The sequence below is a fragment of the Klebsiella sp. B345 genome, from assembly GCF_051131735.1.
Classification (GTDB): Bacteria; Pseudomonadota; Gammaproteobacteria; order Enterobacterales; family Enterobacteriaceae; genus Klebsiella.
Genome location: NZ_CP180443.1, coordinates 1,924,805 through 1,942,434 on the forward strand (window position 1 = coordinate 1,924,805; position 17,630 = coordinate 1,942,434).

Genomic DNA, 17,630 nt, shown 5'->3' on the forward strand with positions numbered 1-17,630 from the left:
TGTCCACCCTACGCCTAAAGTCAGGCAAAAAAAACATGGATTAATCCGGGTCTCACGCCAGCTCCCCCTGAACCAGGGGAACAAAGCGTACGGCTTCGACGGTATCAATCACAAACTCATTACCGCGACGACGGATCCGCTTCAGATACTGATGCTCCTCGCCGACCGGTAAAACCAGCACGCCACCTTCATCCAACTGCGCCAGCAGCGCTGGCGGTATTTCCGGGGGCGCGGCAGTGACGATTATCGCATCAAAAGGTGCGCGTGCGGTCCAACCCTGCCATCCATCACCATGGCGGGTTGAAACATTATGTAAATCAAGTTGCTTCAGGCGACGACGCGCCTGCCACTGCAAACTCTTAATACGTTCGACCGAACAGACGTGATGCACCAGGTGCGCCAGGATCGCCGTCTGGTAGCCGGAACCGGTGCCTATTTCCAGCACCCGCGACTCCGGCGCCAGAGTCAGAAGCTCCGTCATCCGCGCCACCATGTAGGGTTGCGAGATGGTTTGCCCCTGGCCGATAGGCAACGCTGTGTTTTCCCACGCCTTATGTTCGAAGGCTTCATCAACGAATTTTTCACGGGGCACCACGGCAATCGCCTCCAGCACCCGCTCGTCGACAATGCCCTGCGTGCGCAGTTGATTCAGCAGACTTTCAACACGTTTGCTTACCATTGTGTATCCACCCCAACGCGATCCAGCCAGTCACTCACCACGCTGTGGGCCTGATGGGCGGTTAAATCAACGTGCAGCGGGGTCACTGAAACATAGCCTTCATCTATTGCGGCAAAATCGGTATCCGGCCCGGCGTCGCGTTTTTCCCCCGGCGGACCAATCCAGTAAAGCGTATTGCCACGCGGATCTTTTTGCGGGATCACCTGATCGGCAGGATGACGACTGCCACAGCGGGTGACCCGAATGCCTTTAATCTGCTCCAGCGGCAGATCCGGGACGTTGATATTGAGGATTCGACCGGTGCGCAGTGGTTCGCGGTTTAAGGCGCGCAGAATGGAACAGGTGATGGCCGCCGCGGTATCGTAGTGTTTGTGGCCGTTCAGAGAGACGGCCAGGGCCGGGAAGCCAAGGTGGCGGCCTTCCATCGCTGCCGCGACGGTGCCGGAGTAGATGACGTCATCGCCGAGATTTGGCCCGGCGTTGATCCCAGAGACCACAATATCCGGGCGGGGACGCATCAGAGCGTTAACGCCGAGATAGACACAGTCCGTTGGCGTGCCCATCTGGACGGCGATATCGCCGTTATCGAAGGTGAAAGTACGAAGCGAAGACTCCAGGGTCAGGGAATTCGATGCGCCACTGCGGTTACGATCGGGTGCAACTACCTGGACCTCAGCAAACTCACGCAAGGCCTTCGCCAGGGTCTGAATGCCCGGCGCATGAATCCCGTCATCGTTACTCAGCAATATTCGCATAGTCACCCGTTGTATTGATAAGTTCCCTTACCACGCTGGTGGCGAAGCTGCCCGCTGGCAGCCAGAAACGCAGTTCAACGGTTACGTCATCCCACCAGTTCCAGCTCATCTGCTGCGGGCAGAGCAGCATTGCCCGGCGTGCCGCTTCCACTTTTTCACGCACCAATAGAGCCTGAAGCTGCGTCTCTTCAGCAATGGCCGCCTGCTCGGCGACCAGCGCATCACGTTGGCTGCCCCAGTCACCGCTCCCCGGTAAGGCAGCAGTAATCATCAGTTCACGGCTATCAACCCGTGCCTGCAGCAGCTCGCGTTCTTCAGAGGTGGCGACAAACCAGCTCCCGCGCCCCGCTAATTGTAGCGCATCGCCATCAACAACCTGATTAAATTCCGGTTTTTTTAATCTAATACTGACTTGTTGATTAAACAAGCTGCTACGTGCCGCCGACAGCCAAAAACTGCGTTTATTGCGATCGCGAACCGGTGCGCCGCTCTCCGCCCAGCGCAGTGCGCCCTGCAGGTTGCTGCCGCCGATCCCAAAACGCTGGGCACCGAAATAGTTCGGCACGCCCTGCGCGGCGATGGCCTGAAGGCGCCGTTCAACATCATCACGGTCACTGATTTCCCGCAGGATCAGGGTAAACTGGTTGCCCTTCAGGGCGCCGAGACGCAGCTTGCGTTTATGGCGCGCGTATTCCAGTACCTGGCATCCTTCCAGTTGAAACTTGCTCAGATCGGGCATTTCTTTACCCGGAAGCCGGGCGCACAGCCACTGTTCGGCGACGGCGTGCTTGTCTTTTTGCCCGGCAAAACTCACTTCGCGGGCATGGATTTTAAGAAATTTCGCCAGCGCATCGGCGACAAACCGCGTATTGCAGTCTTTCTTGAGGATCCGCACCAGCAGATGCTCGCCTTCGCCATCCGGCCCAAAGCCCAGATCCTCGACCACCACGAAATCTTCCGGATTGGCTTTCAGAAGCCCCTGCCCCTGCGGTTGACCATGCAGCCAGGTGAGGTCATTGAAAGCAATCATTGCGCAGCCTTATGCAGCAGCGCCACCGCTTCGCAGGCGATACCTTCGCCGCGACCGGTGAACCCCAGCTTTTCGGTGGTGGTGGCTTTTACGTTAACGTCATCCATGTGACATCCGAGGTCTTCGGCTATAAAGACGCGCATTTGAGGAATATGCGGCAACATTTTCGGCGCCTGGGCAATGATCGTGACATCGACGTTGCCAAGGGTATAGCCTTTGGCCTGAATCCGCCGCCAGGCTTCACGCAGCAGCTCGCGGCTGTCGGCGCCTTTGAAGGCCGGATCGGTATCCGGGAACAGTTTGCCGATATCCCCGAGCGCCGCCGCCCCCAGCAGGGCATCAGTCAACGCGTGCAGCGCCACGTCACCATCAGAATGGGCCAGCAGCCCTTTCTCATAAGGCACTCGCACCCCACCAATAATGATTGGGCCTTCACCGCCAAAAGCGTGTACGTCAAAACCGTGTCCAATTCGCATTATGCTTTCTCCTGGTGTGGGGAACGGGTAAGGTAAAATTCTGCCAGCGCCAGGTCTTCCGGGCGCGTCACTTTAATATTATCAGCTCGTCCGGCGACCAGTTCAGGATGGAAGCCACAGTACTCCAGCGCCGACGCTTCATCGGTGATGGTTGCCCGTTCATTGAGCGCACGCGTCAGGCATTCGAGGAGTAATTCACGAGGGAAAAATTGCGGTGTTAAGGCGTGCCATAAGTCATTTCGATCGACAGTATGGGCAATGGCGGTCTTGCCGGGCTCAGCGCGCTTCATGGTGTCGCGCACCGGAGCAGCAAGAATACCACCCACGCGGCTGCTTTCACGCAGCGCCAGCAGACGGTTGAGATCGTCCTGATGCAGGCACGGACGGGCCGCATCATGCACCAACACCCAATCGGCGTCTGGCAGCGCCTGCAGGCCGGCCAGCACGGAGTCAGCGCGTTCTGCGCCACCGTCGACGACGGTAATTTGTGGGTGGCTGGCTAATGGCAACTGACTGAAGCGAACATCGCCAGGGCTGACGGCAATTACCACGCGCTGAACGCAGTCATTGGCCAGCAGCGCGGCAACCGAGTGTTCGAGAATCGTTTTGTTACCGATTAAGAGATATTGTTTCGGGCATTCCGTTTGCATACGGCGGCCAAAGCCAGCGGCCGGCACCACGGCGCAAACACCCGGAAAAGTGGCTGCCATGTCTTAATCCTGGGCTGGTTTATCGAGAGTTCTGCGCCGACCCCTGGTTGCGTTTAGACGCATCCGGGACCAGACGATAAAAGGTTTCGCCCGGGCGGGTCATGCTTAATTCATTGCGTGCGCGTTCTTCGATCGCTTCCTGACCACCGTTGAGGTCGTCGATTTCTGCGAAGAGCTGATCGTTGCGCGCTTTTAATTTGCTGTTAGTGGTTTGCTGCGCGGTGACGTCGTCGTTCACCCGGCTATAGTCATGCAGACCATTTTTACCGAACCACAGTGAGTACTGCAGCCAGACCAGCAACGCCAATAGCAGCAGCGTTAATTTACCCATTCTGCCCCCTGAAAAACGGCATCATCATCCCATAACTCGTCTGAGTTTGTTACTCCGACGCGCGGACGATGCCGCGTAACGCGGGGACTGTAACACATTTCTGCCGCCGATACCCAGGCTTGATTCTCACACAAAAAGAACTATCCCAGTAACCAGAGGAACAGCAGACCAAACATCAGTCCTACCGTCAAAATCGTCGCGCAGGTGCTGTACAGGAGTTTACCGTTCAACAAAGAATGCAGCGCAATACCGACCACCACGGCGACCGGCATCAGTGCAAGGAAAAACGGCCAGGTGTAGAGCAGGAAAAACAGCGTGTTGCTGCCATACATAAGGAAGGGAATACCCAGCGCCAGCAGCCATGAGATAAAGCCCACGGCCGCCCCTGACAGAGACCAGGTGGTCTCGTCATTGGCCACCGCGGGTGGTTCTGAACGAATAAGACTGAGGTTCTGGGTGTTACGCATATCGAATCCTGTTGACCGGGCGACCGGCATCTCAGTGCCGTCGCCGTTTCAGGATCTGATAATATCGCTCTGTCTGAGGAGGTCTAATAGTTGGTGCACCAAATTTGTTACCAATTGTTCCCCATCCAGATGAATTTCCGCCTTTTCCGGTGATTCATACACTGAATCAATCCCGGTAAAGTTACGCAACTCACCCGCACGCGCCTTTTTGTATAGCCCTTTCGGATCCCGCGCCTCACAGATAGCCAGCGGGGTGTCGACGAACACTTCGATAAAGCGCCCTTCACCCAGCCGTTCACGTACCATCTGTCGCTCGGCACGATGGGGAGATATAAATGCGGTCAATACAACCAGCCCCGCATCAACCATCAGCCTGGCGACTTCGCCGACGCGGCGAATGTTCTCTTTGCGATCGTCATCACTGAATCCCAGGTCACTGCACAGGCCATGACGCACATTATCGCCATCCAGCAGATAGGTGCTGACGCCAGCCTGATGCAGCGCCTCTTCCAGCGCCCCGGCGACGGTGGATTTACCGGAGCCGGACAGCCCGGTAAACCACAACACCACGCCACGATGGCCGTGGTGTTGTTCACGCTGCTGCTGAGTGACAGGATGGGCGTGCCAGACGACATTTTCGTCATGCTGGGCCATTACTTGCCTCCCAGCAGATCGCGGGCGTCCCAGTGTGGGAAATGTTTGCGAATCAACTGATTCAGCTCCAGTTCAAACGCACTGAAGGACGATGCCGATGCCTGGGATTGCTCCTGCGGCTCACGCACCATGCCAGCACCGACCGTGACGTTGGTGAGACGGTCGATAAAGATCAGTCCCCCGGTCACCGGGTTATGCTGGTATTTATCCAGCACCAGCGGTTCGTCAAAGGTCAGATCCACCAGGCCAATGCCGTTCAGCGGCAGAGATTCGACCTCGCGCTGGGTCAGGTTATTGATGTCCACCTGATAGCGAATACCATCGACTCGCGCACGGGTTTTCTTACCGGCAATTTTGATGTCATAGCTCTGGCCCGGCGCTAACGCCTGCTCCGCCATCCACACCACATCCACGCTGGCGCTCTGAACCGCTGGCAGCGAAACCTGGGCATCTACCAGCAAATCGCCACGGCTGATATCAATTTCATCTTTCAGCACGATGGTGATGGCTTCACCAGCGCCGGCTTCCTGCAGGTCGCCGTCAAAGGTCACGATACGGGCAACGCTGGATTCTACGCCAGATGGCAGCACCTTCAGACGCTGGCCGACCGTCACGTTGCCTGAGGCTACCGTGCCGGAAAAACCGCGGAAGTCGAGGTTCGGGCGGTTGACGAACTGGACCGGGAAACGCAGCGGCTGGTTTTCTACCGCCCGACGAATTTCGACGGTCTCAAGAACTTCCAGCAGCGTCGGGCCGCTGTACCACGGCATGCTTGCGCTCTGGGTAGCGACGTTATCCCCTTCCAGGGCCGACAACGGCACAAAGCGGATATCGATATCGCCCGGCAGCTGCCCGGCAAAGGTCAGATACTCTTCGCGAATGCGGTTGAACGTCTCTTCGCTGAAGTCCACCAGGTCCATTTTATTCACCGCTACCACCAGGTTTTTAATCCCCAGCAGGGTCGAAATAAAACTGTGGCGACGGGTCTGATCGAGAACCCCTTTACGCGCGTCCATCAGCAGAATCGCCAGGTCGCAGGTGGAGGCGCCGGTCGCCATATTACGGGTGTACTGCTCGTGCCCCGGGGTATCGGCGATAATAAATTTGCGCTTCTCGGTGGAGAAATAGCGATACGCCACGTCGATGGTGATGCCCTGCTCGCGCTCGGCCTGCAGGCCATCCACCAGCAGCGCCAAATCCAGTTTCTCGCCCTGGGTGCCGTGACGCTTGCTGTCATTATGCAGCGATGAGAGCTGATCTTCGTAAATCTGACGAGTATCGTGCAGCAGACGGCCAATCAGGGTACTTTTGCCGTCATCGACGCTGCCGCAGGTCAGGAAACGCAGCAGGCTTTTGTGCTGTTGCGCGTGCAGGTATGCTTCTACGCCGCCTTCATTAGCAATTTGTTGTGCAATTGTCGTGTTCATGGCGGCTCCTTAGAAATACCCCTGACGTTTCTTCAGCTCCATGGAGCCGGCCTGGTCGCGGTCTATCATTCGACCCTGACGCTCGCTGGTTGTGGAGACCAGCATCTCTTCAATAATTTCCGGCAGCGTTTGCGCATTGGATTCTACCGCGCCGGTCAACGGCCAGCAGCCCAGGGTACGGAAACGCACCATCTGTTTTTTGATCATCTCACCCGGTTGCAAATCAATACGATCGTCATCGATCATCATCAGCATCCCGTCACGCTCCAGCACCGGGCGCTCGGCCGCCAGATACAGCGGAACGATTTCGATATTTTCCAGGTAGATGTACTGCCAGATATCCAGCTCGGTCCAGTTGGAGAGCGGGAAGACGCGGATGCTTTCGCCTTTGTTAATCTGGCCGTTGTAATTGTGCCACAGCTCCGGACGCTGGTTTTTCGGATCCCAGCGGTGGAAGCGATCGCGGAACGAATAGATACGCTCTTTGGCGCGCGACTTCTCTTCATCACGACGGGCCCCGCCAAACGCGGCGTCAAAGCCGTATTTGTTCAGCGCCTGCTTCAGGCCTTCGGTCTTCATGATATCGGTATGCTTGGCGCTACCGTGAACGAACGGGTTAATACCCATCGCCACCCCTTCCGGGTTTTTATGCACCAGCAGCTCGCAGCCGTAGGCTTTCGCGGTACGGTCACGGAACTCGTACATCTCGCGGAATTTCCAGCCGGTATCCACGTGCAGCAGCGGAAAAGGCAAGGTTCCCGGATAAAACGCTTTACGCGCCAGATGCAGCATCACGCTGGAATCTTTACCGATGGAGTACATCATCACCGGGTTAGAGAATTCGGCGGCCACCTCACGAATAATATGGATGCTTTCTGCTTCCAGTTGCCGCAGGTGAGTGAGTCGTTTTTGGTCCATAACCGTTCCTTATAAGGCTGTCGCGCCGGGACTAAGCCAGATTTACCACAGACGCATTAAATGCCTCTGCTTGAGTTGAATGTTGAAACCAGGCGAGCTGTTGATGCAGTTGCACCACTTCGCCCACGACCAGCAGAGCTGGCATCGGAGCCTCTTTCGCCAGCTGTTCCAGCTGTTGTAATGTGCCCGTCGTCGTTTGCTGATCGGCACGGGTACCACGAGAAATCACCGCCACAGGCGTGTTGCTATCCCGGCCATGGGCGATCAGCTGCGCGCTGATCTCCGCCGCTTTCAGGGTGCCCATGTAGATAGCCAGGGTTTGCCGGCTTTGCGCCAGTTGCGTCCAGTCGAGCGACGCGCTGTCCGCCTTGAAATGGCCGGTCACAAAGGTCACGCTCTGGGCGTAATCGCGATGGGTAAGCGGAATGCCGGCGTAGGCTGTCGCCCCTGCCGCAGCCGTGACGCCCGGAACCACCTGAAACGGGATCCCCGCCGCCGCTGCCGCCTGTAGCTCTTCGCCACCGCGACCGAAAATAAACGGATCGCCGCCTTTCAGGCGCACCACCGTTTTGCCTTCTCGCGCTGCATCCACCAGCATCTGGTTGGTTTCATGCTGCGGCACGGAGTGTTCGCCCGCCCGCTTGCCGACGCAGATCATGTCGGCATCACGACGCACCAGCTCGCGGATTTCCGGCGTCACCAGAGAGTCATAAAACACCACGTCGGCCTGCTGAACCGCCTGAAGGCCTCGCAGCGTCAGCAGTCCGGCATCTCCCGGTCCTGCCCCGACGAGAATAATTTCGCCCAGCCGTTTTTCCGGCTGATGCAGTTCATCTTCCAGCGCCTTATCGGCGGCGGCTTTGTTTCCGGCGATCATCAGGCTGGCAAAGCGGCCATTAAAGACCCGCTCCCAGAAGCGACGCCGCGCTGCGGTGGTGGTCAGATGGGTTTTAATATGATGCCGCCAGTAGCTTGCAGCTTCGGCAACGCGTCCGAGATTGGTTGGCAGCAACGCTTCAATTTTTTCGCGAATCAGCCGGGACAATACCGGAGCCGAACCGCCTGAGAAGATGGCGATCAGCAGCGGGGAGCGGTCCACGATAGAGGGAAACACCGCGGAGCACAGCGGCTGATTATCGACAACGTTAACCAGGCGGTAACGGGCGTTCGCCGCCGCCGAGATCCGCTGATTAAGCGCATCATCGTCAGTGGCGGCAATCACCAGAAAAACATCGTCAAGTTGTTGCTCTTCAAACGCCTGGGCGCGCCACGTAATTTCCTGGCGTTCAACCTGCCCGGCGATGGCTTCAGATAACTCAGAGGCCACTACCTGAACCTTTGCACCGGCCCTACGCAGAAACAGAATTTTGCGCGCAGCAATCTCCCCACCGCCAACTACCAGCACGGGTCTTTCTCTCACTTCGGCAAATAAGGGCAAATAGTCCACGGTGCAACAACTCGCTTACATTCAGTCATAGAGCGACTATAGGGTGCTGCTTTGAGCAAATGAAATTACTAAATGGAATGAGTTGTTACCCAAAAGAATAACGAGCTGGAAATACAAATATCAAAAAGTGCTTAACACGCGATTTTTCCGCCATTTAAGAGCAAATGAAATTGTTTAACCCCGGTCACAGTTTCATACTACATGGGTTAAAATATTCCTGCCGAGAAAGGACCTTTCTATGTATTCCGCGTTGTGCCGCCGCCTCCTTCCCCTGGCGCTTGGCGCAGGTTTTGTCTTCTCCGCCCCGGCGTTCAGCGCCATGGGTGATACCGCAAATACCCAGGCTCGTCATATCGCGACAGTTTTCCCCGGCAGAATGACCGGAACGCCCGCAGAGATGCTGTCGGCGGATTACGTTCGTCAGCAGTTTGCCCAGATGGGCTACCAGAGCGACATTCGCAGCTTCCATGCACGCTATATCTACAGTAATAAAGATGCGCGGAAAAACTGGCAAAACGTCACCGGCAGTACCGTCATCGCGGCACATGAGGGGTCGGATCGCCAACAGATCATCGTGATGGCACACCTCGATACCTACGCGCCAAGGAGCGATACCGATGTTGAGAACAACCTCGGCGGTTTAACCCTGCAGGGTATTGACGATAACGCCGTCGGGGTTGGCGTATTGCTGGAGCTGGCAGAACACCTGAAGAACGTCCCGACCCGTTACGGCATTCGTTTTATCGCTTCCAGCGGCGAAGAAGAAGGCAGCCTCGGCGCGCAGAATGTCCTCAAACGCATGAGTGATGCGGAGAAGAAAAATACGCTGCTGGTGATTAATCTCGACAACCTGGTGGTCGGCGATAAGCTCTATTTTAATAGCGGCCGCAGCACCCCCGCCGCGATCCGCAAACTCACCCGGGACCGCGCCCTGACCATTGCCCGCAGCAAAGGCATTGCCGCTTACAGCAACCCTGGGCTCAATCCGGATTATCCCAAAGGTACCGGGTGCTGTAATGACGCCAGCGTTTTTGATAGCGCCGGGATCCCGGTGTTATCCGTAGAGGCCACCAACTGGGCGCTGGGTAAGAAAGATGGCTATCAGCAGCGCAACAAGTCGGCCTCTTTCCCGCAGGGAACCAGTTGGCATGACGTGCAGCTGGATAACCAGCAGCATATCGATAAAGCCCTGCCCGGTCGTATTGAGCACCGTAGCCGCGATGTCGTCAAAGTGATGCTGCCGTTGCTCAAAGAGCTGGCAAAGACCGAAAAACAGCGCTGATCGGGCTGGTTGGTCACAAAAATGCCCTCGTCGTTCAGACAGAGGGCATTACTGACATATGGCTACATGGTCGGTTAATTACCCTTCGTGCAGTCCGCACTCGCGCTTCAGGCCAAAGAAGCGCGTCTCTTCTTCCGCCATGCCCGGTTCCCATTTGCGGGTCGTATGGGTATCGCCCACCGACAAATAGCCCTGATCCCACAGCGGGTGGTACTTCAGGCCGTGCTTTTGCAGATACTGATAAACGGTACGATTATCCCAATCGATGATCGGCAGCACCTTAAAGACGCCGCGCTGGATAGCCAGCACCGGTAACGTGGCGCGGCTGCCGGACTGCTCACGACGCAGGCCCGCAAACCAGGTCTGGGTATTCAGTGATTTCAGCGCCCGGTTCATCGGCTCAACTTTGTTGATCTCATTGTATTTCTCAATGCCTTCAACGCCCTGCTCCCACAGCTTGCCGTAGCGCGCTTCCTGCCAGGCAGGGCTGGTCTCTGCACGATACACTTTCAAATTGAGCTGCAGCTTGTCGGTAAGCTCATCGATAAACTGATAGGTTTCCGGGAACAGGTAGCCGGTATCGGTGAGGATCACCGGGATATCCGGACGGATCTGATTCACCAGGTGCAAACTGACCGCCGCCTGAATGCCGAAACTGGAAGAGAGCGCATAATCGCCCGGCAGGTTTTCCAGCGCCCACACGACGCGTTCCTCGGCGCTGAGCTTCTCCAGCTGCGCGTTGGTTTCCGCCAGTTGCAAAACGCGATCGACCTTCGGTAATTCGTTAAGCACGTTTAGATCGAGTACGGACATAAGGACCTCATTTGCCTGTTTCGTCGGGCGGTACTGCCTGTGCCCGGCCTACAAAACCAGTACGCCCGATAAGCATAACTTAGCGGGCGATGCTGCGTTATTCCCAGAAATCACGGGCTGGGTCGAGCACCGGGCGAACGATGCCCGCACGCACCGTAAAGTCGCCGAAGCCTTCACCCGCTTCGCGCTCCTTCGCCCAGCGCCCTACCAGCTGGTCAATCGAGTCGAGGATTTCCGACTCGGTAATGTTCTCGCGATACATGCGTGGAATACGCGTTCCGCTACGGTTCCCCCCCAGGTGCAGGTTGTAACGCCCCGGCGCTTTGCCCACCAGCCCGACTTCCGCCAGCAGCGCACGGCCACAGCCGTTAGGGCAACCGGTCACACGCGTTACGATATGCTCATCGCTCACGCCGTGCTTGCTCATCACCCCGTCCACTTTGTCGATAAACGACGGTAAGAAGCGCTCGGCTTCGGCCATCGCCAGCGGACAGGTTGGGAAGGAGACGCAGGCCATCGAGTTTTCACGCTGCGGAGTGACGGCATTCATCAACCCGTGATCGCGCGCCAGCTTTTCAATTCGCGCTTTTTCCGCTTCCGGCACGCTGGCGATAATCAGGTTCTGGTTCGCCGTAATACGGAACTCGCCCTGGTGGATCTTCGAGATCTCCAGCAGGCCGGTTTTCAGCGGACGGCCCGGATAATCAAGAATACGACCATTTTCAATAAACAGCGTCAGATACCATTTATCATCGATCCCTTTTACCCAGCCAATGCGATCGCCGCGACCGGTGAATTCATACGCCCGGATCGGCTCGAACTTGATGCCTGCCCGGCGCTCAACTTCAGCCTTGAAGGTCTCAACGCCAACGCGCTCAAGGGTATATTTCGTCTTCGCATTTTTACGGTCGGTACGGTTACCCCAGTCGCGCTGAGTCGTCACCACCGCTTCCGCCACCGCTAGCGTATGTTCGAGCGGCAGATAGCCGAACTCGCTCGCCGTGCGGGCATAGGTTTTTTTGTTGCCGTGATCGATAGACAGACCACCGCCCACCAACAGGTTAAAACCAACCAACTTGCCGTTTTCCGCAATCGCCACGAAGTTCATGTCGTTGGCGTGCAGATCGATATCGTTCTGCGGCGGGATCACCACGGTGGTTTTGAACTTACGCGGCAGATAGGTTGGACCGAGGATCGGTTCTTCGTCGGTGGTGGCAACCTTTTTCTGATCGAGCCAGATCTCCGCATAGGCGCGGGTACGCGGCAGCAGATGCTCAGAGATCTTTTTCGCCCACTCGTAGGCTTCAGCATGCAGCTGAGACTCGTTCGGGTTCGAGGTGCACAGGACGTTACGGTTCACGTCGTTGGCGGTTGCCAGCGCATCCAGGCCTACCGAGTGCAGCATCTGATGCACCGGCTTCACATGCTTCTTCAGAATGCCGTGAAACTGAAAGGTCTGGCGGTTGGTCAGACGAATGCTGCCATAAATCGTGTTATCGGCGGCGAATTTATCAATCGCCTGCCACTGCTTGGTGGTGATCACGCCACCCGGCAGACGGCAGCGCAGCAGCATCGCGTGGCGCGGTTCGAGCTTCTGAGCCGCACGCTCGGCGCGAATGTCGCGGTCATCTTGCTGATACATGCCGTGAAAGCGAATCAGCAGGAAGTTGTCGCCATTAAAGCCACCGGTAAGGGAGTCGTTTAAGTCTTCTGCAATCGTGCCGCGCAGGTAGTTGCTCTCTACCTTCAGACGCTCGGCGTCGGCCAGTTTGCCTTCAACCACCAGGGGTCCAGGATGTTTTTCGCTCATTAGTAGACATCTCGCTGATAACGGCGCTCAACGCGCAGCTCACTTAAAAATTCGTCCGCCGCTTCGGCGTCCATCGCGCCGAATTCGGCAATCACTTCCAGCAGCGTCTGCTCAACGTCTTTTGCCATACGATTGGCATCGCCGCAGACATAAATATGGGCACCGTCATTAATCCAGCGCCACAGTTCGGCCCCCTGCTCGCGCAGCTTGTCCTGAACATAGACTTTTTGTTGTTGATCGCGGGACCATGCCAGATCGATACGACTCAGTACGCCCTCTTTGACGTAGCTTTGCCACTCGACCTGATACAGGAAATCTTCCGTAAAGTGCGGGTTGCCGAAGAACAGCCAGTTCTTCCCTTCAGCCCCTTCCGCTGCGCGCTGCTGCATGAAGGCACGGAACGGCGCAATGCCGGTACCTGGACCAATCATGATGACCGGCGTTTGCGGGTTAGCCGGCAGACGGAAGTTGTCGTTGTGTTCGATAAAGACACGAACTTCTCCGTCCTCTTCCAGACGGTCGGCGAGGAAGCTGGAGGCGCCTCCTGCGCGAGCGCGGCCTTCGATATCAAAGCGCACGACGCCCACGGTCACGTGGACTTCGGTTTCCACTTCCGCCTGCGACGAGGCGATAGAGTACAGACGCGGCGTTAACGGACGCAGCAGCGCAATCAGCGCCTCGGCATCAAGCTGCGCCGGGGAGAAGCGCACCATATCGACGATCGGCGTGGTCGCTGCATAATGCTGCAGCTGCGCCTTATCGCCCACCAGCGGCAACAGCGATTCGCTGCGGGTCAGGGTGGCATAGTTCTCAACGATATTGCCGGTATTCACCGTCAGTTCAAAATGCCACTCCAGCGCTTCGGCCAGCGGCAGCGTTTTACCGTCAACGGTAACAGGCTCATCGCCCTTCAGCCACAGCAGTTCAACCAGCTCTTTTACCAGCGCCGGGTCATTCTGATACCACACGCCAAGCGCATCGCCCGGCTGGTAGCGCAGGCCGGAATCAGCAAGATCAATTTCAATGTGGCGCACATCTTTTTCGGAATCACGGCCGGTGATCTTCTGGTTTACCGCCAGCGTCGCCGTCAGCGGCGCTTCTTTGGTATACGGGCTCGAGTGAATGTCGTTGACCGCACCGGACGCGACAGCCTGAACCGGAGCCGCAACAGGCGCCCGTGCTTTCAGCACCTCGACCACCCGCGCACGCCATTCTGCCGCTGCCGGTTGATATTCGACGTCGGCATCCACGCGATCCAGCAGGCGTTCACCGCCCAGCTCCGCGAGGCGGCTATCGAAGTCTTTCCCGGACTGGCAGAAGAATTCATAAGAGGTATCGCCCAGGCCGAAGACGGCAAAAGCCGTCCCGGTCAGCGCTGGCGCTTTTTTCGAGAACAGGAACTTATGCAGCGCGACGGCTTCTTCCGGCGACTCGCCTTCACCCTGAGTAGAGGTCACGATCACCAGCAGTTTTTCGGAGGCAATTTGTTTGAATTTATAGTCGCCTGCGTTAACCAGCTTGACGTTCAGCTGTGCTGCCTGGAGATCGTCCCGCAGCGCTTCCGCCACCCGACGGGCGTTGCCGGTTTGCGATGCGGAGATAAGGGTAATGCTCGGGGCTTCCGCCGCCTGGGCAGGTACCGCAACCGCAGCACCGGACTGCTGATTCAGCACGCCCCAAAAATAGCCAGAAACCCAGGCAAGCTGAGTTGGGGTGAAATCTGTCGTGGCCGCCTGAAGGCGCGCCATTTGCTCCGGGTTAAGCGGCAGCAAATTGGAAGATGGGGCCTGTGTCGTCATGCGTCGTTATGTTCCAGTAAGCTAAGCTGTTCATCGCACCCTGTCAGCGCGCCAAAACAGAAATAAATGTATTTACTCTAAATAATTCGAGTTGCAGGAAGACGGTTGCGCAGCAAATCCCCGGGAGCTTACATCAGTAAGTGACTGGGGTGAGCGAGCAAAACCGACGCACATGCAGCTCGAAGTATGACGAGTTATAAGGTTAACGGCGCAGATAATAACAATTAAAGAAGGGATGGAAATAACAAATAACCAAATGGACTAACCTGTTTTAGTTATAGTTATTAACAACAAAAGCGATTAGCTAACCACATAAAATATAAAGATATCTTTCCTGACAACATAGTCAATGATGCTGTTTTCCCCCAGGATCGGTTTTAGTTAATGATAAAAAATAGACTTTCCGGTACCCTACGGCGGTTTTTTTGTCTTATGAGAATGAAAGATGTCCACCACCCTGTTTAAAGATTTCACCTTCGAAGCCGCCCATCACCTGCCTCACGTACCGGAAGGTCATAAGTGCGGTCGCCTGCACGGTCACTCTTTTATGGTGCGTCTGGAGATTACCGGTGAAGTCGATCCCCACACGGGCTGGATCATGGATTTTGCCGAGCTCAAGGCCGCCTTTAAGCCGATCTACGATCGTCTGGATCATTACTATCTGAACGATATTCCTGGCCTGGAAAACCCCACCAGCGAAGTACTGGCCCGTTGGGTCTGGGAACAGATGAAACCCGTCGTTCCACTGCTGAGCGCCGTGATGATTAAAGAGACCTGTACTGCAGGATGCATCTATCGCGGCGAGTAATATCCGGTCGGACGGCGTGTCGTCTGCCTGGTCCGTCGATCAAAAAGGCCCGGTCCACAATCTGTGAACCGGGCCTTTTTATCAGGCGATATTCAAATACTTATGCGTTTGCATAGAGAGCCGCCAGTTTCGCGCAATGCAGGTCTCGATACACAGGCGCGTCGCGTCTTCTTTTTGGCTGATCGGTTGCAAAGCAATAATCCGCGGCTTGTCATCCGTCAGGGTTTCCAGCAGTTCGTCGAGGGCTTCGATATCGCGCACGCGTCCCACCGGATGTTTAATTTCGTCGGCCCGCTGCAATGCCTGGGACAGCACATCATAGCCGCCACGCATATTCACCTTCGGTGATACCGTCACCCAGGTGTGAGGGCTACAGCGCACCTCATGGGTACCGCTGGTTTCAATCTGGCAGCTAAAGCCGTTTTGCTCCAGCAGCACGGTCAGCGGCGTTAAATTGTGAATACAGGGTTCTCCGCCGGTGATCACCACATGGCGGGCCGTCCAGCCCTGGCGTCCAATAATAGCCAGCAGATCTTCGCCGCTCGCCGGACCCCATTTATCGCTTTCTTTGGTTTTAGCCAGAATGCTGAACAGCGACACTTCCCGATCGGCAAGCTTATCCCAGGTATGTTTGGTATCGCACCAGGCACAACCGACCGGGCATCCCTGCAGACGAATAAAAATGGCGGGCACGCCGGTAAAGTAACCCTCGCCTTGCAAGGTCTGGAACATCTCGTTAATCGGGTACTGCATAATCATCTCGGTGTGGGGTTATGAATACACATTATCGCAGATTTGTAGGCTCAGGTCTTGTCCGCAGCTGCACGGTCATTTTGATGTAACAGAATATGTTTAAAAACCGTCATATGAAAATGAAACACAAAAAATAAAAAACTTAATTTTCAATGATGTACAAACAGATACATATTATTGTGAATCTATTATCAGCAGCCATAGTCCAACCTTATCCGCTACGCTTCATTTACTTAAAATAGTCTTAAGACAGCGCACAAATAGCCCTTTTTTTATTTACCCGCCGTTTAATTACCCGCTCCTAAAATCCGCAAACCAACCATGATGAGACTGTATTCATGAACACATTATTAATTACAGGCGTGACCGGATTTCTGGGCGGAGCGGTTTTAGAAAACATTCTTAATCAGACGAATGAGGTGAACCTGCTGCTGTTAGTCCGTGCCGACACGGATATTGCAGCGGTGGAGCGGGTCAAAGAAAACCTGCGTAAATTCAACATCGCCGAAGAAAACCTGGCGGAGCTGACCCCGCGCAACATGCTGCTGGGGGATTTGGCCAATCCCGACAGCTTTCTCAGCGACCCGCGACTGCAGCAGGTGACGCACGTGATTAACTGTGCCGCCGTCGCCTCCTTTGGCAACAATCCACTAATCTGGAAAGTGAATGTCGAAGGCACGTTGAAGTTTGCCCAGACCATGGCACAGGTTGGTACGTTGCAACGTTTTCTGCATGTTGGTACCGCGATGTCCTGCTCGCCAGAACCCGATTCACTGGTGGCGGAAAGCGCGATATTCCGTGAACGTGCAGAGCATCTGGTCGAGTACACCCATTCCAAATCGACTATCGAACGCCTGATGCAGCAGGAATGCCCGATGCTACCGCTGGTCATCGCTCGTCCCTCGATTGTGGTCGGCCACACTCACCACGGCTGCCAGCCTTCCAGTAGTATCTTCTGGGTGTTCAGCATGGGGCTGATGCTGCAAAAATTTATGTGTTCGATGGAAGACCGTATCGATGTGATCCCCGTCGATTACTGTGCCGATGCATTACTAATGCTGCTCAGCAGTCCGCTGGCCCGTGGCGAGGTAGTCCATATTTCTGCCGGGGAAGAGAATAGCGTGAAGTTTGCCGAGATTGATAACGCCATGGCCTCTGCGTTGGAGAAGGTTCCCGTTGGCGATAAGTACGCGCAGGTGAGCTATGAGACACTGGTGAAGATGCGCCGTGAGCTGAAGGATATCTTTGGGCCCTGCAATGAACGCCTGATGCTCAAAGCAATGCGCCTGTATGGGGCTTTTGCCACGCTTAACGTGCGGTTCAGCAACGATAAGCTGCTCAGCATGGGAATGCCGAAGCCGCCGCGCTTTACCGATTATATCGACCGCTGCGTACAGACCACGCGCGGGCTGACAATTCCACAGCAGATGGCCGTTGATTTTAAATAGCCGGACCGCAGACATAAAAAAAC

Annotated in this window: 18 protein-coding genes; 3 read left to right on the plus strand and 15 right to left on the minus strand. The window is 56.0% G+C overall.

Annotation, left to right across the window (positions count from 1 at the left end):
• Positions 1-52: 52 nt before the first annotated feature.
• The 11 genes from ACMYSO_RS08970 to cysG all read right to left on the minus strand — a co-directional run bounded on the left by ACMYSO_RS08970 (position 53) and on the right by cysG (position 8,885).
• Positions 53-679 (minus strand): protein-L-isoaspartate(D-aspartate) O-methyltransferase, encoded by a 627-nt coding sequence (locus ACMYSO_RS08970; RefSeq protein WP_434670189.1) that lies wholly within the window; start codon positions 677-679, stop codon positions 53-55.
• On the minus strand, positions 673-1,434 hold the full coding sequence (gene surE, locus ACMYSO_RS08975) for a 5'/3'-nucleotidase SurE (protein ID WP_434670191.1): 762 nt from the start codon (positions 1,432-1,434) through the stop codon (positions 673-675). Before surE ends, ACMYSO_RS08970 begins: the two co-directional genes overlap by 7 nt.
• A complete protein-coding gene (gene truD, locus ACMYSO_RS08980) occupies positions 1,415-2,464 on the minus strand; it encodes a tRNA pseudouridine(13) synthase TruD (protein WP_434670192.1) in 1,050 nt (349 codons plus the stop codon). The genes surE and truD overlap by 20 nt, the downstream gene beginning before the upstream one ends.
• Complete coding sequence (ispF, locus tag ACMYSO_RS08985; RefSeq protein WP_123756735.1) at positions 2,461-2,940, minus strand: 2-C-methyl-D-erythritol 2,4-cyclodiphosphate synthase; 480 nt, start codon at positions 2,938-2,940, stop codon at positions 2,461-2,463. The genes truD and ispF overlap by 4 nt, the downstream gene beginning before the upstream one ends.
• Positions 2,940-3,650 (minus strand): 2-C-methyl-D-erythritol 4-phosphate cytidylyltransferase, encoded by a 711-nt coding sequence (ispD, locus tag ACMYSO_RS08990; protein ID WP_434670194.1) that lies wholly within the window; start codon positions 3,648-3,650, stop codon positions 2,940-2,942. The genes ispF and ispD overlap by 1 nt, the downstream gene beginning before the upstream one ends.
• Before the next feature lie 19 nt (positions 3,651-3,669).
• Positions 3,670-3,981 (minus strand): cell division protein FtsB, encoded by a 312-nt coding sequence (gene ftsB / locus ACMYSO_RS08995; RefSeq protein WP_123756733.1) that lies wholly within the window; start codon positions 3,979-3,981, stop codon positions 3,670-3,672.
• A 140-nt stretch (positions 3,982-4,121) separates the two neighbouring features.
• Positions 4,122-4,448: a DUF3561 family protein gene (locus ACMYSO_RS09000; RefSeq protein WP_434670195.1), complete on the minus strand. Its 327-nt coding sequence runs from the start codon at positions 4,446-4,448 to the stop codon at positions 4,122-4,124.
• A 48-nt stretch (positions 4,449-4,496) separates the two neighbouring features.
• Complete coding sequence (cysC, locus tag ACMYSO_RS09005) at positions 4,497-5,102, minus strand: adenylyl-sulfate kinase (protein WP_434670197.1); 606 nt, start codon at positions 5,100-5,102, stop codon at positions 4,497-4,499.
• A complete protein-coding gene (gene cysN / locus ACMYSO_RS09010; RefSeq protein ID WP_434670198.1) occupies positions 5,102-6,529 on the minus strand; it encodes a sulfate adenylyltransferase subunit CysN in 1,428 nt (475 codons plus the stop codon). The genes cysC and cysN overlap by 1 nt, the downstream gene beginning before the upstream one ends.
• A gap of 9 nt (positions 6,530-6,538) precedes the next feature.
• Entirely contained in the window at positions 6,539-7,447 is a 909-nt protein-coding gene (cysD, locus tag ACMYSO_RS09015; protein ID WP_434583303.1) for a sulfate adenylyltransferase subunit CysD, read from the minus strand.
• Between the two features lie 31 nt (positions 7,448-7,478).
• Positions 7,479-8,885, minus strand: coding sequence for a siroheme synthase CysG (gene cysG, locus ACMYSO_RS09020; protein ID WP_434670776.1), 1,407 nt, complete (start codon positions 8,883-8,885; stop codon positions 7,479-7,481).
• A 247-nt stretch (positions 8,886-9,132) separates the two neighbouring features.
• Between cysG and ACMYSO_RS09025 the strand changes: the two genes are divergently transcribed.
• Positions 9,133-10,176, plus strand: coding sequence for an aminopeptidase (locus tag ACMYSO_RS09025; protein WP_434670200.1), 1,044 nt, complete (start codon positions 9,133-9,135; stop codon positions 10,174-10,176).
• A 78-nt stretch (positions 10,177-10,254) separates the two neighbouring features.
• Here ACMYSO_RS09025 and cysH read toward each other — a convergent pair whose 3' ends face one another.
• The 3 genes from cysH to cysJ form a co-directional block, all read right to left on the minus strand.
• Entirely contained in the window at positions 10,255-10,989 is a 735-nt protein-coding gene (gene cysH, locus ACMYSO_RS09030; protein ID WP_434670201.1) for a phosphoadenosine phosphosulfate reductase, read from the minus strand.
• Positions 10,990-11,086: 97 nt separating this feature from the next.
• Complete coding sequence (gene cysI, locus ACMYSO_RS09035) at positions 11,087-12,799, minus strand: assimilatory sulfite reductase (NADPH) hemoprotein subunit (RefSeq protein WP_434583300.1); 1,713 nt, start codon at positions 12,797-12,799, stop codon at positions 11,087-11,089.
• A complete protein-coding gene (gene cysJ / locus ACMYSO_RS09040) occupies positions 12,799-14,598 on the minus strand; it encodes an NADPH-dependent assimilatory sulfite reductase flavoprotein subunit (RefSeq protein ID WP_434670202.1) in 1,800 nt (599 codons plus the stop codon). The genes cysI and cysJ overlap by 1 nt, the downstream gene beginning before the upstream one ends.
• Positions 14,599-15,043: 445 nt before the next feature.
• Between cysJ and queD the strand changes: the two genes are divergently transcribed.
• Positions 15,044-15,406, plus strand: a complete 363-nt coding sequence (gene queD / locus ACMYSO_RS09045) for a 6-carboxytetrahydropterin synthase QueD (protein ID WP_174509763.1) — start codon at positions 15,044-15,046, stop codon at positions 15,404-15,406.
• A gap of 81 nt (positions 15,407-15,487) precedes the next feature.
• On the opposite strand, the gene queE is transcribed toward queD, so the two are convergent.
• Entirely contained in the window at positions 15,488-16,159 is a 672-nt protein-coding gene (gene queE, locus ACMYSO_RS09050; protein WP_434670203.1) for a 7-carboxy-7-deazaguanine synthase QueE, read from the minus strand.
• Positions 16,160-16,497: 338 nt separating this feature from the next.
• On the opposite strand from queE, the gene ACMYSO_RS09055 reads away from it, so the two are divergent.
• Complete coding sequence (locus tag ACMYSO_RS09055) at positions 16,498-17,607, plus strand: SDR family oxidoreductase (protein WP_434670204.1); 1,110 nt, start codon at positions 16,498-16,500, stop codon at positions 17,605-17,607.
• Positions 17,608-17,630 lie beyond the last annotated feature (23 nt).

Coding starts and splice junctions, on each gene's coding strand:
- ACMYSO_RS08970 (WP_434670189.1), bottom strand. CDS start 679: ATGGTAAGCAAACGTGTTGAAAGTCTGCTGAATCAACTGCGCACGCAG.
- surE (WP_434670191.1), bottom strand. CDS start 1,434: ATGCGAATATTGCTGAGTAACGATGACGGGATTCATGCGCCGGGCATT.
- truD (WP_434670192.1), bottom strand. CDS start 2,464: ATGATTGCTTTCAATGACCTCACCTGGCTGCATGGTCAACCGCAGGGG.
- ispF (WP_123756735.1), bottom strand. CDS start 2,940: ATGCGAATTGGACACGGTTTTGACGTACACGCTTTTGGCGGTGAAGGC.
- ispD (WP_434670194.1), bottom strand. CDS start 3,650: ATGGCAGCCACTTTTCCGGGTGTTTGCGCCGTGGTGCCGGCCGCTGGC.
- ftsB (WP_123756733.1), bottom strand. CDS start 3,981: ATGGGTAAATTAACGCTGCTGCTATTGGCGTTGCTGGTCTGGCTGCAG.
- ACMYSO_RS09000 (WP_434670195.1), bottom strand. CDS start 4,448: ATGCGTAACACCCAGAACCTCAGTCTTATTCGTTCAGAACCACCCGCG.
- cysC (WP_434670197.1), bottom strand. CDS start 5,102: ATGGCCCAGCATGACGAAAATGTCGTCTGGCACGCCCATCCTGTCACT.
- cysN (WP_434670198.1), bottom strand. CDS start 6,529: ATGAACACGACAATTGCACAACAAATTGCTAATGAAGGCGGCGTAGAA.
- cysD (WP_434583303.1), bottom strand. CDS start 7,447: ATGGACCAAAAACGACTCACTCACCTGCGGCAACTGGAAGCAGAAAGC.
- ACMYSO_RS09025 (WP_434670200.1), top strand. CDS start 9,133: ATGTATTCCGCGTTGTGCCGCCGCCTCCTTCCCCTGGCGCTTGGCGCA.
- cysH (WP_434670201.1), bottom strand. CDS start 10,989: ATGTCCGTACTCGATCTAAACGTGCTTAACGAATTACCGAAGGTCGAT.
- cysI (WP_434583300.1), bottom strand. CDS start 12,799: ATGAGCGAAAAACATCCTGGACCCCTGGTGGTTGAAGGCAAACTGGCC.
- cysJ (WP_434670202.1), bottom strand. CDS start 14,598: ATGACGACACAGGCCCCATCTTCCAATTTGCTGCCGCTTAACCCGGAG.
- queD (WP_174509763.1), top strand. CDS start 15,044: ATGTCCACCACCCTGTTTAAAGATTTCACCTTCGAAGCCGCCCATCAC.
- queE (WP_434670203.1), bottom strand. CDS start 16,159: ATGCAGTACCCGATTAACGAGATGTTCCAGACCTTGCAAGGCGAGGGT.
- ACMYSO_RS09055 (WP_434670204.1), top strand. CDS start 16,498: ATGAACACATTATTAATTACAGGCGTGACCGGATTTCTGGGCGGAGCG.